The organism is Xenorhabdus budapestensis (assembly GCF_002632465.1).
GTDB lineage: Bacteria > Pseudomonadota > Gammaproteobacteria > Enterobacterales > Enterobacteriaceae > Xenorhabdus > Xenorhabdus budapestensis.
Genome location: NZ_NIBS01000008.1, coordinates 127189 through 144041 on the forward strand (window position 1 = coordinate 127189; position 16853 = coordinate 144041).

Annotated in this window: 15 protein-coding genes and 2 pseudogenes; 4 read left to right on the plus strand and 13 right to left on the minus strand. The window is 42.4% G+C overall.

Translation table 11 applies throughout. The features are described from left to right. Nucleotides 1-187 precede the first annotated feature (187 nt). Complete coding sequence (gene map, locus Xbud_RS09680) at nt 188-1015, minus strand: type I methionyl aminopeptidase (RefSeq protein ID WP_099135869.1); 828 nt, start codon at nt 1013-1015, stop codon at nt 188-190. Nucleotides 1016-1204: 189 nt separating this feature from the next. Between map and Xbud_RS09685 the strand changes: the two genes are divergently transcribed. Further along, the gene (locus tag Xbud_RS09685; protein WP_099135870.1) at nt 1205-1810 is read left to right on the plus strand and encodes a plasmid pRiA4b ORF-3 family protein; all 606 of its coding nucleotides are present in this window, start codon (nt 1205-1207) and stop codon (nt 1808-1810) included. Between the two features lie 228 nt (nt 1811-2038). Here the strand turns inward: Xbud_RS09685 and Xbud_RS09690 are convergent, their stop codons facing one another. Continuing rightward, nucleotides 2039-3040, minus strand: a complete 1002-nt coding sequence (locus Xbud_RS09690) for a Fic family protein (protein ID WP_099135871.1) — start codon at nt 3038-3040, stop codon at nt 2039-2041. A 102-nt stretch (nt 3041-3142) separates the two neighbouring features. On the opposite strand from Xbud_RS09690, the pseudogene Xbud_RS21600 reads away from it, so the two are divergent. The 3 genes and pseudogenes from Xbud_RS21600 to miaE all read left to right on the plus strand — a co-directional run. After that, nucleotides 3143-3229: pseudogene (locus Xbud_RS21600) on the plus strand (GFA family protein); the annotation flags it as partial. 359 nt (nt 3230-3588) lie between these two features. Then, the gene (mutS, locus tag Xbud_RS09700) at nt 3589-6108 is read left to right on the plus strand and encodes a DNA mismatch repair protein MutS (protein WP_099135896.1); all 2520 of its coding nucleotides are present in this window, start codon (nt 3589-3591) and stop codon (nt 6106-6108) included. 33 nt (nt 6109-6141) lie between these two features. Next, nucleotides 6142-6677 (plus strand): annotated as a pseudogene (gene miaE, locus Xbud_RS09705) (tRNA isopentenyl-2-thiomethyl-A-37 hydroxylase MiaE). Nucleotides 6678-6791: 114 nt separating this feature from the next. Here miaE and rpoS read toward each other — a convergent pair. From rpoS to cysD, 11 genes are all read right to left on the minus strand, one after another. Next, entirely contained in the window at nt 6792-7787 is a 996-nt protein-coding gene (gene rpoS, locus Xbud_RS09710; RefSeq protein ID WP_099135872.1) for an RNA polymerase sigma factor RpoS, read from the minus strand. Between the two features lie 53 nt (nt 7788-7840). After that, on the minus strand, nt 7841-8893 hold the full coding sequence (gene nlpD, locus Xbud_RS09715; RefSeq protein WP_099135873.1) for a murein hydrolase activator NlpD: 1053 nt from the start codon (nt 8891-8893) through the stop codon (nt 7841-7843). A 153-nt stretch (nt 8894-9046) separates the two neighbouring features. Continuing rightward, nucleotides 9047-9673 carry a protein-L-isoaspartate(D-aspartate) O-methyltransferase gene (locus tag Xbud_RS09720; protein WP_099135874.1) on the minus strand — a complete coding sequence of 209 codons (627 nt, stop codon included), beginning with the start codon at nt 9671-9673 and terminating at the stop codon, nt 9047-9049. After that, nucleotides 9667-10431, minus strand: coding sequence for a 5'/3'-nucleotidase SurE (gene surE / locus Xbud_RS09725; protein WP_099135875.1), 765 nt, complete (start codon nt 10429-10431; stop codon nt 9667-9669). The genes Xbud_RS09720 and surE overlap by 7 nt, the downstream gene beginning before the upstream one ends. 513 nt (nt 10432-10944) lie before the next feature. Then, the gene (gene truD, locus Xbud_RS09730; RefSeq protein ID WP_099135876.1) at nt 10945-11994 is read right to left on the minus strand and encodes a tRNA pseudouridine(13) synthase TruD; all 1050 of its coding nucleotides are present in this window, start codon (nt 11992-11994) and stop codon (nt 10945-10947) included. A gap of 2 nt (nt 11995-11996) precedes the next feature. Then, entirely contained in the window at nt 11997-12470 is a 474-nt protein-coding gene (gene ispF, locus Xbud_RS09735; protein WP_099135877.1) for a 2-C-methyl-D-erythritol 2,4-cyclodiphosphate synthase, read from the minus strand. Next, a complete protein-coding gene (gene ispD, locus Xbud_RS09740) occupies nt 12467-13237 on the minus strand; it encodes a 2-C-methyl-D-erythritol 4-phosphate cytidylyltransferase (protein WP_099135878.1) in 771 nt (256 codons plus the stop codon). The genes ispF and ispD overlap by 4 nt, the downstream gene beginning before the upstream one ends. A gap of 68 nt (nt 13238-13305) precedes the next feature. Further along, on the minus strand, nt 13306-13641 hold the full coding sequence (ftsB, locus tag Xbud_RS09745) for a cell division protein FtsB (protein ID WP_099135879.1): 336 nt from the start codon (nt 13639-13641) through the stop codon (nt 13306-13308). A gap of 190 nt (nt 13642-13831) precedes the next feature. Then, nucleotides 13832-14467 (minus strand): adenylyl-sulfate kinase, encoded by a 636-nt coding sequence (gene cysC, locus Xbud_RS09750; RefSeq protein WP_099135880.1) that lies wholly within the window; start codon nt 14465-14467, stop codon nt 13832-13834. Next, nucleotides 14468-15910: a sulfate adenylyltransferase subunit CysN gene (gene cysN / locus Xbud_RS09755; RefSeq protein WP_099135881.1), complete on the minus strand. Its 1443-nt coding sequence runs from the start codon at nt 15908-15910 to the stop codon at nt 14468-14470. It abuts the gene before it with no gap. Between the two features lie 32 nt (nt 15911-15942). Then, nucleotides 15943-16851, minus strand: coding sequence for a sulfate adenylyltransferase subunit CysD (cysD, locus tag Xbud_RS09760; RefSeq protein WP_099135882.1), 909 nt, complete (start codon nt 16849-16851; stop codon nt 15943-15945). Between the last annotated feature and the right edge of the window lie 2 nt (nt 16852-16853).

The window sequence follows — 16853 nt, forward strand, 5'->3', positions numbered from 1 at the left end:
GAAGGATCTGGGTCAACGGCGGAATAACACATTAAGCGGTCAGAATCCTTCTATTAGTGGTTTCAGAGCAATTAAAACCTGCCTAATTTTGTGAATAAGCTCATTGTTCATAAACCTTAATCAATGGCATCGTCTTTCAAGCGATTAAAATCCCCATAATTTCAAGTAATTATAAAAAAATTGATATTTATTGGTTAATTATGTTGAGATCCATAGGGTATATACAACGCTCAAAAACTTCACGCTCTTCATCCCGTAGAGTCAAAACCTTAAAACCATCATGAGTAACCAAAATAGTATGTTCAAACTGAGCTGATAATCGACGATCTTTTGTTGTCACTGTCCAGCCATCCTTATGCAATTTGATCTCTTTTTTCCCCTGATTAATCATCGGTTCAATTGTGAAAGTCATACCTTCTTCCAATACAACCCCTTCACCAGCTCTACCATAGTGCAGAATCTGAGGCTCTTCATGCATATTGCTGCCTATCCCATGACCACAATATTCGCGTACAACGCTATAATTATTCGCCTCAGCGTGCTGCTGTATTGTCTGCCCGATATCTCCCAATGTGATCCCCGGCTTTACAATCTTGATTGCCTTATACAGACACTCCTGCGTCACGTCCACCAAGCGCTTGGCATGAGAAGCAACTTCACCGACACAAAACGTGACACTACTATCGCCATAGTAGCCATCTTTTTTAACCGTCACATCCACATTGACAATATCACTATTTTTCAGTTTCTTATCCGATGGCCAACCGTGGCAGACAACATGATTAACCGATGTATTGGCAGTATAGGGAAAGCCATATTGCCCTAAGCTACCGGGAATTGCTCCGAGAGTATTAACAATATAGTCATGACAAAATGCATCTATTTCCAAAGTCGTTATTCCCGGAATGATAATCGGCCGAACAGCTTCAAGCACCTGCCCGGTCAAACGCCCGGTGATCTCCATTCGTTTTATTTCTTCTGCATTTTTTATCAATATATTATTGCTATTTGTCATTTATTTTCTCTTATTTTTCAGCATGTAGGACCCGCCCTTAATAATGCCCTTGCATCAGTGAATAACTCAAGTTATTTATTAAAATTTGTTCGCATTCTCATTATGTACACTTCATACTGTAATGTAGTTTTCCAACACTCAATATACTTCCCTATCAGTATCAGTTATCCAAGTAATTAAGGGCGAAAAATGGAAAAGTTTTATCAGTTAAAGATTACACTTACGGAAACAAAACCTGCTATATGGCGTCGTTTCATTATTCCATCCAATATTTCACTGGATAGATTACATGATGTAATTCAAATCGTTATGGGCTGGGAAGATAGCCATTTACATGAGTTTGTTTTTGGTTCTAAACGCTTTACTGAAATGCCGGAAGAGTCAGAAGAAGGTCTGGAAGAAGGGAAATTCAAACTTGATTCACTTATCAAGCGTAAAGGAAGCAAATTCATTTATCTTTATGACTTTGGCGATGCCTGGGAGCATGAAGTTTTATTAGAAAACAGTAACTATTCTCCCGAAGAATTACCTATGCCAATCTTCTGCCTTGAAGGTGAACAAGCCTGTCCACCCGAAGATTGTGGCGGAATCTATGGTTATGTAGATCTGATTAATATTCTTAAAGATCCTACTCATGATGAGTATCAGGAAATGTTTGAATGGGTTAATGGTGATACTGAAATTTCCCCGGATAATGCTTTTTCTCCTGAAAAATGTGTTCCTGAAGAAATAAATAATATACTGGCTTTATATTACCGCTGGTCGCGAGATCGTTACCTGCCACTGTTTGAATAAATAAGTGAGTCGTATCACTTAATTATTGGTTTCTGCTGTTTTATCTCAGTAATAAAATAGCAAAAGCCTTTTATTTATTGATGGATCTGCTATATTTTTTCTTACTATTGAAATGCAATCATTATATTAATGGAAGCAATAAAAGAAAGTATAATGACAACCACAAGAGCGCCCTCCTCTTCTCCGTGAAATTCTGAGATGTCATATATAATATCTATCACATGTCGCCTATTGCTTAACCTGCCAATATCCTGTTTTTTTTGCACCAACCCGAATTAAATGACCATTTTCCTGTAATACTTTTATGTTTCTTTCTACCGTGCGACAGCTTACTTCCAACTTGTCAGCCAATTGAGATATGGTTATTGCTGGCTGCTTAACAATAGTCAACAGGATTTTTTGCGAAGTCATATTCAGTAGCTGAAGATTTTCTACCGACATTTCTACCGACATTGCGACACTCTGCTGTTTTGTATTAATACCTTCTTTCAGCACTTCGACCAATTTTTCCAGCATAAAATCAATAAATAACGTACAATCTCCAGCTCGATCACATTTTCTTAATACCTGATAATATTCCTGCTGCTGATGGTGAATTAATGTTTCCACTGGCAACCATGCTAATTCTGGGCGCCACTCACTCAAAATCAATGTCTGCCATAATCGCCCCATACGTCCATTACCATCAGCAAATGGATGAATAAACTCAAACTCATAATGAAAAATAGCACCAGAGATCAATGGATGGATATCAGTTTGCTTTAACCACATAAGCAATTCACTAATCAAGCGCGATACCTGACTAGCGGGTGGAGCCATATGAATCAATTGATTTTCCCAATAAATGCCAACATCACTGCAACGCAATTTTTCCGGCCTATCCACTAATCCACCCATTAATAAATGGTGGGCTGCCAATAAGTCAGCTAATTGATAACTCTGCCATTCCGGCAATTTCTCATAGGCTAATATGGCATTGCGTACCTCCTGAATATCTTTTGCAGGGGCCAGTACACGTTTCCCATCCATAATAGCCGTCACTTGTTCAGTAGACAGGCTATTATACTCAATAGCTACTGAAGCCTGAATTGTACGGATCCGGTTTTCTTTACGTAACAAGGGTGAAGTATTTTTACTTTGTGATGACCAACACCCCAACAACTCACCTATCTGTATAACACAATTTAGTATGGTGGGAGTAATGCTATAAAGAGGTTGATAAGCCGCCACTTTTATTTCCTCTTAAATCTGCCAAGCTCTAAATGAGAGTAGTTCAATATATCACAACGTTATATAAGGAAGAGCTAGAATACATCAGAATATCGGGGTGGATGTTTATGTAGCAATATTAGATTTATTGCTACGGGGATTCCAGACAATCCTCATACCTGTTCATGTACTATGTGCCAAAAACAGTAGTAGCATAGTGGTATACATAACAAAATGATTTAAATCGAGCGGCTTCGCAATCCTGCTTAGTAGTCAGAAAATCTGATACATTCCCGATGACAATCCTGATACCCTAACCCTACAGCTCTTGCTCTTAATGTAAACAATCTAATCCACAGATGAATCACACAGATTATCAGTGATAAGATAGTGTTTTCGCCCAGCATGAGGTTCATTAGCGTTCTATCCTTAGCTGATTATATTTAGGTTTTGTCATTTCGATGGGTTGACTGAGTGTCGATAGCCCAACCGAGTCAACAGGAATAAAAAAATTGAATCAAATCAATATAAAAGAATCTCAAGCAAAGGATATAGATAGCCATACCCCTATGATGCAGCAGTATCTGCGACTGAAAGCGCAACACCCGGACATTCTGCTACTTTACCGCATGGGTGACTTTTATGAATTGTTCTATGACGATGCCAAAAAGGCGGCAAAGTTACTGGATATTTCACTGACTAAACGTGGACAATCCGCAGGCCAGCCAATTCCAATGGCAGGGGTTCCTTATCATGCAATCGAAAACTATCTGGCAAAACTGGTTCAACTTGGTGAATCTGCGGCAATATGTGAGCAGGTTGGTGATCCTGCCAGCAGTAAAGGCCCTGTTGAACGTAAAGTTGTACGTATCGTAACTCCGGGTACTGTCACTGATGAAGCATTGTTGCAAGAACGTCAGGACAATCTTCTGGCGGCTATCTGGCATGACAGTCAGGGATTCGGTTATGCTACTTTGGATATCACTTCCGGTCGTTTCCGGGTTTCTGAAATGGCTGATGAGGACACCATCGCTGCTGAACTCCAGCGTACCCGCCCGGCAGAATTGCTCTATCCTGAAACCTTCGGTCATATGGCACTAATTGAGCGCTGCCACGGTCTGCGCCGCCGCCCAATGTGGGAATTTGAACTGGATACCGCAAGACAACAATTAAATTTGCAATTTGGTACTCGTGACCTGATAGGTTTTGGTGTGGAAAAAACCACGCTGGCGCTGCGGGCTGCGGGTTGTCTGCTGCAATATGTCAAAGATACTCAGCGTACTGCTCTGCCTCATATCCGTAATATCACGATGGAACGTCAGCAAGAAACGGTCATCATGGATGCTGCAACCCGCCGTAATCTCGAATTGACCCAAAATCTGTCGGGAGGTACTGAAAATACGCTGGCTTCTGTGCTCGACCAGTGTGTGACACCAATGGGCAGCCGCATGCTGAAACGTTGGCTGCATACTCCGATCCGTGACAGGAACATACTGGAAAATCGTCAGCAGGCTATTTCTGCACTCCAAGAGATCGGCTTTGAGCTACAACCATTTTTACGTCAGGTTGGTGACTTAGAACGTGTAATTGCCCGCCTTGCGCTTCGTTCCGCTCGTCCCCGTGATCTGGCAAGAATGCGTCACGCGTTCCAGCAATTACCTGATATTCATCAGATTATGGCCTCCTCTGATTCTCCTTATATCCAAATATTGCAACAACGCATCGGTCATTTTGATGAGTTACAGACACTGTTGGAAAAGGCGATTGTCGAAACACCCCCGGTTCTGGTCCGTGATGGTGGTGTGATTGCAATCGGCTATAATGCTGAGTTAGACGAATGGCGGGCATTGGCAGATGGCGCCAGTGATTATCTTGACAGACTGGAAATCCGCGAACGTGAAAAGCTTGGTATTGATACCCTGAAAGTCGGCTTCAATGCTGTGCATGGTTACTATATTCAGGTCAGCCGTGGACAAAGCCATCTCGTACCGATTCATTATGTACGCCGCCAAACCCTGAAAAACGCAGAACGTTACATTATTCCTGAACTAAAAGAATATGAAGATAAGGTTCTGACTTCCAAAGGTAAAGCACTCGCTATCGAAAAAGCGCTGTATGAAGAACTGTTCGATTTATTGCTCCCTCATCTGGCTGCGTTGCAAACCAGTGCGGAAGCTCTTTCAGAATTAGATGTTCTGGCAAACCTGACTGAACGCGCTGAAACATTGAACTATACCTGCCCGACCCTGACTGATAAAGCCGGGATACAAATCACGGGCGGTCGTCATCCGGTTGTTGAGCAGGTGCTCAGTGAGCCTTTTATTGCAAACCCATTAACGCTTTCATCGCAACGTCGCCTGTTAATCATCACAGGGCCGAATATGGGGGGTAAAAGTACTTATATGCGTCAGACAGCCTTAATTACGTTATTGGCGTATATCGGCAGTTTTGTTCCTGCTGAAAAAGCCGTAATTGGGCCTGTAGACCGTATTTTCACTCGGGTAGGGGCTTCCGATGATCTGGCTTCAGGGCGTTCAACTTTCATGGTGGAAATGACCGAAACCGCCAATATCCTGCATAACGCAACAGAGCATAGTCTGGTTCTGATGGATGAGATCGGGCGTGGTACATCAACTTACGATGGTCTTTCCCTCGCCTGGGCTTGCGCTGAAAATCTGGCTAACCGCATTAAAGCAATGACGCTGTTTGCTACTCACTATTTTGAATTAACGACACTACCCGAAAAGCTGGAAGGCGTGGTTAATATCCATCTGGATGCTGTTGAACATGGCGATACCATCGCTTTTATGCACAATGTTCAAGAGGGTGCAGCTAGCAAAAGCTACGGGTTAGCTGTTGCTTCACTGGCAGGAGTTCCCCGCGATGTTATCAAACGAGCACGCCAAAAATTAAAAGAACTGGAGTCGCTCTCCAACAACGCAACAGCAGGTCATGTCGATACACCGCAATTGGCGCTACTGACAGAAGAAACTTCTCCTGCGGTTGAAGCATTGGAAAATCTGAATCCGGATTCCCTGACTCCACGCCAAGCATTGGATTGGATTTATCGTTTGAAAGACATGGTGTAAAAATGACATGGTATAAAAATGACGGGTTTACAAATGAAATGTGATATCAGCCTGTTAGAGCCAATTTATCAATTTTTACAGTGTGAAACACCGGATCAATGGGTAGAAAAAGCACGACAACCGGAAAATCTTCCGGTTTTACTATGTGATCATCTTCTATGCGAATTAAAAGCAGCCCAAAGCGCCAATCGTTATGCCAAATCATTATTTCAGCATATCACGAACCATGAACCTTACACTTTGGTAGATAAGTTGATTATTGGGGCATATATTGAAGCACGCTCTTGCGAGCGTTTCGTGAAACTGGCTCCCCATCTGGATGAAGAGTTGGGTAAATTTTATATTTCCCTGCTGCTTTCAGCAGCGCGCCATTATCAGGATTATTTAACGCTGGCTCAATCTATCTCTAAAGAAGATTTACCGAAAGAGTGAAATATTTTGGTCAAATTGAAGCTGAACTTATTCAATCACCAGATCCCGATTTCAAATTCCATAATGGAATGCCTATAAATAGTTACACTGATATAAATAGTGATTTCGTCAGAAATCATATTGTTCCAATAAATTAACCAAATAACAAATAAAAAGGTGAGCTAATAAGTCCACCTTTTTATTCAATTATCTCTTTATCTTTCAAATTACGGCTTTTTCAGCCATATCTTGAATTCTATTAGGCATAAAAATTAAGTCCGGAATAATGATTCAATGTTCAAACCCTGGGTGTGCAGAATGTCTCTGAGACGACGCAACCCTTCCACTTGGATCTGACGGACTCTTTCCCTGGTTAACCCAATTTCTCGCCCGACATCTTCCAATGTTTCCGCTTCGTACCCAAGTAAACCAAAACGGCGAGCCAGAACTTCACGTTGTTTTGCGTTCAGCTCAAACAACCATTTGACAATACTTTGTTTCATATCGTCATCCTGAATAGTTGTTTCCGGCCCTGAATCATTCTCATCAGATAAAATATCCAATAATGCTTTATCTGAATCCCCACTAATTGGCGTATCAACGGAAGTAATGCGTTCATTAAGCCGCATCATACGGCTTACATCATCAACTGGCTTATCCAGTTTTTCCGCTATTTCTTCAACAGTTGGCTCATGATCCAATTTATGAGCCAGCTCTCTCGCTGTACGTAAATAAACATTTAGCTCTTTAACGATATGAATAGGCAAACGAATCGTACGAGTTTGATTCATAATAGCCCGTTCAATTGTCTGGCGGATCCACCAGGTTGCATAAGTGGAAAAACGAAAACCCCTTTCAGGATCGAATTTTTCTACTGCTCGAATAAGACCAAGATTACCTTCTTCAATCAAATCCAAAAGTGCCAACCCTCGGTTGCTATATCTACGGGAAATCTTAACTACCAACCGCAAATTACTTTCAATCATACGCTGGCGTGCAGCAATATCTCCCCGCAATGCGCGTCTGGCGAAAAGAACTTCTTCCTCTGCTGTCAACAAAGGAGAAAAACCAATCTCTCCGAGATAAAGCTGTGTTGCATCAAGAACTCTCTGGTTTACTCCTTGCAACAAATCCAAATCTTCATCAAGACTAGTTAAATCATCCTCGTCTTTCAGCAACGCTTCATCAAAGTCATCGGCTTCCATGCCACTTTCGTCTAAATCCGCCTCTTCATACAACTCATTAACTTTAAGCGTACCTTGGCTCATCAGCTGCTCCTACCCATGATAATGCGGACAGGAGTTCAGGATCCTGCCCCGGTTTATCGCTGCGGAAGATAACGCAGCGGGTTTACGGATTTTTCCCTGTATCTAATCTCAAAATGCAATCTTACTGAACTGGTTCCGGTGCTACCCATAGTGGCGATTTTTTGCCCTGCCTGTACTTCCTGCTGATCTCGCGCCAGAATAGTATCATTGTGAGCATAGGCACTCAGGTAGTCATCATCATGTTTTATTATTATTAGATTTCCATATCCGCGTAATGCATTTCCGGCGTAAACAACTTTTCCACTAGCGGCTGCAAAAACGGGTTGACCACGACTCCCCGCAATGTCAATGCCTTTATTCCCACCACTAGAATCTGAGAAACCTTCAAGAATTTTTCCTTCCGCAGGCCATCTCCAATTATTGATAGCCTTACTCGCATTTAAATCTGTCGCTGACGATGCTTTAGAGGTGGTATCGTCGCTATCAGAAACTGTTACTCTTGGCAACATTTTTCTAGGATTCTGCCTATCAACATTTGCAGGATACGCATTACCTTTTTGAAAATCAACCTGCTCAATTTTAGATTGAGTACTATTTGATGCTATTAATACACCATTCTTGGAGTTTGTGTTACCAATTCTCAGGACTTGGCCAACATTTAAGCTATAAGGTTCTGAAATACTATTTATGTGAGACAGTTCACTAAAATCCTTACCAGTAATCCACGCAATGTAAAATAAAGTGTCGCCATGTTTAACTGTGTAAGTATCGCCGTTATAGCTGCCTTTAGGAATGTTCTCATAATTGCGGTCATAGACGATCCCCTCTTGCCGAGCAGCCGTATTGCCAGCATGATTCACTGGATATTTATTATCTGAAGCACGATGTTCTATTGGTCGATTTGTAGAAATGACAGGGGGAGAAGATGGCATAGGTATCGAAACCGATGGGCTCCGGGAGGACATTATTCTGTTTTTTTCCTGATTGTCTACACTCACTATTGGTGCAGGGCGGTTCGTTGTATTACTACAACCTGTCAGAATTACTCCTACAATAATGCAGGTTATTATCCACTGTATTTTTTTCATTAAGTTTCCTACTTTCATACCTTATTCCCCCATAAAGGCAAATATAAGTGATAAGCATGATGATTTATAAAGAAATTTAGATGTACAAAAATATTTAAAGCAAAATACTTTTTTATCTCAAAAAATGACGGCTAATTTAAAAATAGCGGCAAAAAAATATAAATCAGCAGATTATGCCAGTTCGCCTTGGATCAGGGGTACAAAACGAACAGATTCGATTACTTCACTATGAAAATCGTTCCCATAGCGACGTACCACTTTTAGCGACTGAGAACGTTCACCAACTGGTAACACCATCACTCCGCCGTCTGCCAGCTGATGTAATAGTGCCTGTGGTATTTCTGGAGGTGCTGCTGTGACGATAATGGCATGAAATGGCCCCTTTGACGGCCAACCATTCCAACCATCTCCATGGCGGGTTGAAATATTATGTAAATCGAGCTGTTTTAACCTGCGCTTAGCCTGCCACTGTAACCCCTTAATACGTTCTACGGAGAAAACATGTCTGGCTAAATGGGCAAGTATAGCTGTCTGATAGCCAGACCCCGTTCCAATCTCCAACACATTAGATTCAGGGGTCAAATTCAGTAGCTCAGTCATACGAGCAACAATATACGGCTGGGATATAGTCTGCCCAGATCCAATGGGCAATGCTGTGTTTTCATATGCCTTATGCGCCAAAGCTTCATCAACAAAGCATTCCCTGGGAACTCTGGATATCACATCCAGCAGGTGTTCGTTCTGTATTCCCTGCTGGCGCAATTGTGTCAGCAAATTTTTCATTGACCGACTTAACATTCTCCCATATCCCCGACTTTCAACAACCAATCAGCTACCAATTCCTGTGCTTTATAGGCTGTCAAATCTACCTGCAAAGGAGTAATGGAGACAAACCCTTCTTCTACCGCAGCAAAATCTGTTTCCGGGCCAGCATCACGCTTTTCTCCCGGAGGACCTATCCAATAAAGCATATCGCCCTTGGGATCTTCCAGAGAATAAACTTCTTCAGCCGCACTTCGGCAACCACATCGTGTTACCTTAAACCCTTTGATTTGCTCAATAGGTATATCAGGCACATTGATGTTTAGAATATTGCCGGCTCTCAATGGGAATTTTTGTAACAGATTCAATAAACGTACAGTGACTTCTGCTGCTGTTTCATAATATTTGTCACCATCAAGTGATACTGCAAGGGCGGGTAACCCTAAATGACGTCCTTCCATTGCAGCAGCAACTGTGCCGGAATAAATTACATCATCACCTAAATTGGGACCACAGTTGATCCCTGAAACCACAATATCCGGGCGAGGGCGAACTAAATTATTGACCCCCAAGTAAACACAGTCTGTCGGTGTTCCTTCCCGAACTGCAACATCACCGTTACTCAATACGCTGATACGCAAAGGACGATCCAACGTTAAAGCATTCGACGCACCGCTACGGTTACGATCAGGTGCAATAACCTGCACATGATATTGTTCCCGCAATTTAGCCGCTAAAGTTTGAATACCCGGCGCAGTGACACCATCATCATTACTTAGCAATATCCGCAGCATTAAAATATCTCATTGATTTTACTTATTAAAACATAGAATGATACTGTAACTTTCCCTATCCATTGTCCTATTTTTATGGTGTAACTTACGCCCGGACAAGATCAGGATTGCCAGAAAATCGTTTGATCTTAGCATGAGGCAACCCGTTTTGTAGAGCGCTTTGCATTCAGCCTGTCTAAATAAGAAAATACTTACCATACAAGTCAGTATGTACTTACTTTTATTCAAACACCTGTCTCTGTATGGCGATGCAATACAATATTAAATTCCTCTTCTTTCTGAGGAATGATAAAAGAGTGAGTGATGACAGCAAATTGTTCGTCTGTTACAGAAAATTGATATGCCCCCTGACTGAAATGGTTAAATTATCTATAGATATAATAAACAAAGAATCCTTAGAAAAAATAAAAGAAAGTGTATTTAAATTCACTAGTTGGAAAGGAAATAAAATTCCAGTCATATCGCTAACCATATGACTGAAAATAAGTGAAGGGAATCAGAAATAAAAAATCACTACTCAGCAATATCAGCAGTGTTATTTTTATCCTGATTAATCAATTCTCTGACAACACTGGTGGCAAAGCTACCTGATGGCAAAGAAAAATGAAGAGTGACGGTTTGGTCATCCTGCCATTCCCAACGCAGATTAAGTGGTTTCACCAACATCGCTCTGCGAGCACTTTCTACACGCTCACGTTTAACTAATGCCCAAAGTAATTCGTAATCCTGCAAACATTGTTGCTCGAACCCCAGAGCCTGATGTTGTGTCCCTAATACTTTGTCACCCGGTAATGGAGCGGTGATCTGCAATTCTCCATCCATCACCCGCTGCTGTAATACGACCAGTTCAGATTCGTCAGCCACAAACCAACTACCACGCCCTGTTAACTGTAATGCGTCACCATTTTGTACCTGCTGATGCTCACCCTGCGCAATACGTATGCTGGTAATGGTATTAAACATAGCACTGCGGCAAGCAGAAAGGTAAAAGCTACGGCGATTGCGTTCTTTAACCTGTATTTCATTTTCTGCCCAACGTTGTGCCTGAACCAAATTCTGCCCATCACGCCCGAAACGCTGTTCGCCAAAATAATTAGGAACACCTGTCTGAGCTACCAGCTGCAAGCGCTTTTCCACTGATTGCCGATCAGAAACTTCTCTTAAAATCAGTGTAAAGTCATTACCTTTCAATGCACCAATGCGCAGTTTGCGTTTCTGGCGAGCGGTAGCCAGTATTTCACACCCTTCAAGCTGGAATGCAGTTAGATCTGGATCTTGTTTTCCCGGCAGATGTAAACAAAACCACTGTTCAGTCACTGCATTACGATCTTTTAAACCCGCATAGCTGACAGAGCGCGCTGATATTTTGGAAAAACGAGCAAGATGATCGGCAACAAACTGAGTGTTACATCCTGTCTTACGGATATGTACCATTAAATGTTCGCCTTCTCCATCAGGAGAAAAGCCTAAATCCTCACGAACAATAAAATCTTCCGGTGCTGCTTTAACAACGCCGGTTGCTTCCGGGCGACCATAAAGCCAATGTAATTCACTCAATACCATACTTATTCCTTCACCAGCAAAGCCACCGCTTCACAGGCAATACCTTCTTTACGCCCAATAAATCCCAGTTTTTCAGTGGTTGTCGCTTTAACGTTAATGTCATCCATATGACACTCAAGATCTTCTGCCAGATTAACCCGCATCTGGGGAATATGGGGCAACATTTTAGGTGCCTGCGCGATAATTGTGATATCAAGATTACCCATCCGATAACCTTTTTCACGGATACGCCGATAAGCTTCTTTCAGCAATTCACGGCTATCTGCACCTTTAAAGGCCGGATCAGTATCTGGAAACAATTTCCCGATATCTCCTAAAGCCGCAGCCCCCAACAGAGCATCAGTTGCAGCATGTAAGGCAACATCACCATCTGAGTGTGCAATCAATCCCTGCTCATAAGGAATACGGACGCCGCCAATGATCAATGGCCCTTCTCCGCCAAATTTATGTACATCAAAACCGTGACCAATTCTCATACAATATGTTCCTTTGATTTTCGGGATAGATAAAACTCAGCCAATGCCAGATCTTCAGGTTGGGTCACTTTAATATTGTCCGCTCTTCCTTTGATCAGTACTGGACGATGGCCGCAATATTCCAATGCTGAAGATTCGTCCGTAATGCAAGCTTGCTCTGAAAGCGCTTTAATCAAGCAATCACGTAATAGCTGTAAAGGAAATAACTGCGGAGTTAACGCATGCCAAAGACCATTACGATCAACGGTATGATCAACAAACAATGGGTTTACCGCAGATATTTTTTCCACCGGTGAAACCAGCATACGTTTCATTGTGTCCCTGACGGGAGCTGCCAGTAATCCACCACAAAACGATCCACTACTAACGGCAAGAGAGCATGAGTTTTTATCAACCAATTGCAGTAAGTTATCAAGGTCATCCCGGTGTAAACAAGGACGAGCTGCATCATGGACTAAAACCCAAACTGAACGTTCCGGTGAAAATCCTGACAAGTAATTCAGTCCCGCCAGCACAGAATCAGCACGTTCATCACCACCAATAACGGTAGTGATACGCGGATCAGAGGCAATAGCCAATTGGTTAAATTGCGTGTCAGCAGGATTCAGCACAATAACAATTTGCTGTATACGGGGCTGTTCAAATAATGCAGACAGCGTGTGTTCAATAATGGTTTTTCCCACAACATTAAGATATTGTTTCGGGCACTCTGATTTCATCCGGCTGCCAATACCAGCAGCCGGGATCAAGGCAACTATTTCAGTCATAAGATTTAGTCATAAAATTCAGTCATAAAAATATCGTGGGATAATGAAGAGCGGATGATTTATTTACGTTATTGTTCACTATTTTGCCCCAAAGTATTGCTGCTCACAGAGTGTTGTGAATTTTGTTTCGTTGTATCCGGCACCATGCGATAAAAAGATTCGCCCAGCTTAATCATACCTAATTCATTGCGGGCACGTTCTTCAATTGCTTGCTGACCGCTTTTCAGATCTTTAATTTCAGCAAATAACTGGTCATTGCGTGACTTAAGGAAAAGGTTGTCTTTCTCTTGTTTTTCAACCTCATCTTTAATTCGCACATAATCGTGGATACCATTTTTGCCGAACCACAGCGAATACTGTAACCAGCCAAGTAAAACCAGTAATAGTAGCGTTAGTTTACCCATTTCCGCCCCCAGAAAAACCCGCTAATCATCCCATAACTCAAGGAATGACGCCACTATCACAAACTGCTTCTGAAACGTGATCATTAAGACATAATGAAAAGTATTAAATGAAATGAGTGTAGAAACACATTACCTCGCCTGCAATAATGTGTTTCTATCTACTCAGAGGATGGGAAATTTAAACAGGATATTAAATAGTCACAATATAGCGTTCATTGAGTGCAATAAGCAATTTTTCCATTGATAATTCAATATGTTGAGAACCATCCAAATAAATATCAGGCTGCTCTGGTACTTCATAAGTCGCATCAATTCCAGTGAAATTCGGAATTTCACCGGCTCGCGCTTTTTTATATAAACCTTTCGGATCACGGGATTCACAAATCGCCAGAGGCGTATCTACAAATACTTCAATAAATTGACCAGACTCCATTGATTGGCGTATTTTTTGTCGCTCAACCCGGCTAGGAGAAATAAATGCCGTCAATACCACCAGCCCGGCATCAACCATTAATTTCGCAACTTCTCCCACACGCCGGATATTCTCCTGTCGATCAGCGTCAGAAAACCCCAAATCACGGCACAAACCGTGACGCACATTATCACCGTCCAACAAATAGGTTTTGATCCCCTGCGAGAATAAAGCTTGCTCCAACATTCCCGCCAGCGTGGATTTTCCTGAACCTGATAACCCGGTAAACCAGATAACCAAAGCAGGATGCCCATTAACGGCTTCCCGCTGTTTTCTGTTTACATCATGTGAATGCCAGACAATATTATCGGGAACAATATCGGAAAGGGTATCAGTATTTTCGACCTGAGCCACTTATTTTCCCCCCAATAAATCACGAGCTCCCCAGTGCGGGAAATGACGACGCACTAAGCGATTGAATTCCAGTTCAAACTCACTGTACTCTTTCGGCTCTTGATAAACATCGGTCTGAATTTCACGTACCAACCCAGCGCCAACAGTAACATTAGTCAAACGGTCAATCAGAATGATACCGCCGGTATCCGCATTTTGCTGGTAACTGTCGAGAAGCAATGGCTCATCAAATGAAAATTCCACCAGTCCAATGGCATTCAGTGGCAACTCAACCGCAACTTTCTGTGTCAGGTTATTGATATCTACCTGATATTGCACATTGTCAATTTTGGCCCGGCTCTTTTTACCAGCTACCTTGATATCCAGACTTTGCCCCTGAATCAGCGGCTTTTCTGACATCCAGACAACATCTACCAACGCATGATGAGCGACAATTATTTGATCTTCAACCGCAACCAAAAGGTCACCCCGGCTGATATCTATTTCATCTTTCAGCACGATGGTGATCGCTTCACCCGGCACGGCAAAAGGTAAATCACCGTCGAAAGTGACGATCCGCTCAACCGTTGAAATTCTGCCTGATGGCATTACTTTGACTTTCTGCCCCTGATGTAAAATTCCCGATGACAACGTACCGCTGTAACCGCGAAAATCCAGATCAGGACGATTGACATATTGCACCGGAAAACGCAGTGACTGCTTCGCAACATTTTTCTGCACATCAACCGTTTCAAGAATATCCAGTAACGTTTCTCCGGTATACCACGGCATATTTTCACTGCGACTGACAATATTGTCCCCTTCCAGCGCAGATATGGGGACAAAATAAATATGCAAATCGGCAGGCAACTGCTCAGTGAAATGTAAATAATCCTGTTTGATTTGAGCGAAAATCTCTTGTCTATATTCCATCAGATCCATTTTATTCACTGCCACCACCAGATGGCGAATACCTAGCAACGTACTAATAAAGCTATGACGGCGAGTCTGTTCCTGTACTCCCTTTCTCGCATCAATCAGTAAAATCGAAAGATCACAGGTTGACGCCCCTGTTGCCATATTACGGGTATATTGCTCATGCCCCGGTGTATCTGCGATGATAAACTTGCGTTTCTCAGTGGAAAAATAACGGTATGCCACATCGATGGTAATACCTTGTTCCCGTTCAGCCGCAAGACCATCTACCAAAAGCGCCAGATCTAACTTTTCCCCCTGTGTCCCTAGCCGTTTACTGTCATTTTGCAAAGTCGCAAGCTGATCTTCATAGATCTGGCGAGTATCGTGCAGCAGACGACCAATCAGGGTACTTTTGCCATCATCTACACTGCCACAAGTTAAAAAACGCAATAATCCCTTTTCCTGCTGTGCTTTCAAATAGGATTCAACACCACCCTGCTGTTTGATTTGATTAGCGATGGATTCATTATGTGCAAGTGCTGGCATATTCTTCTCCCCTCAAAAAATAACGCTATGCCTTAAAAATAACCCTGGCGTTTTTTCAGCTCCATTGAACCAGATTGATCACTGTCAATAAGCCGACCTTGCCGCTCACTGGTTGTTGATATCAACATTTCTTCGATAATTTCCGGCAATGTTTCCGCTTCCGATTCCACAGCACCAGTCAAAGGCCAACATCCCAACGTTCTGAAGCGAACTTTGCGCTGACTGATAACTTCACCTGATTTCAAATCGATACGATCATCATCAACCATAATCAATATGCCATCGCGCTGAACAATCGGACGAGGTTTAGCAAAATAGAGAGGAACAATATCTATCTGTTCTAAATAGATGTATTGCCAGATATCCAATTCTGTCCAGTTAGATAACGGGAATACACGGATACTTTCACCTTTATTAATCTGGCCGTTATAGTTACGCCAAAGTTCCGGACGCTGATTTTTGGGATCCCAACGATGAGAGCGATCACGGAAAGAATAGATACGCTCTTTGGCGCGGGATTTCTCTTCGTCACGCCTTGCACCGCCAAATGCGGCGTCAAATCCATATTTGTCCAGAGCTTGCTTCAATCCTTCCGTTTTCATAATGTCCGTATGTTTTGCACTGCCGTGAATAAAAGGATTAATACCCAGCTCTTCACCTTGTGGATTACGATAGACCAGCAATTCGAAGCCATATTTTTCTGCTATCTGATCACGGAATTCATACATTTCCCGGAACTTCCAGCCTGTATCGACATGCAACAACGGAAAAGGCAATTTTCCTGGATAAAATGCCTTACGTGCGAGATGCAGCATCACCGAAGAGTCTTTACCAATGGAATAAAGCATTACCGGATTGGCAAATTCAGCAGCGACTTCGCGGATAATATGGATACTTTCAGCTTCAAGTTGCTGCAAATGGGTCAGTCTTTTTTCTTCCATTG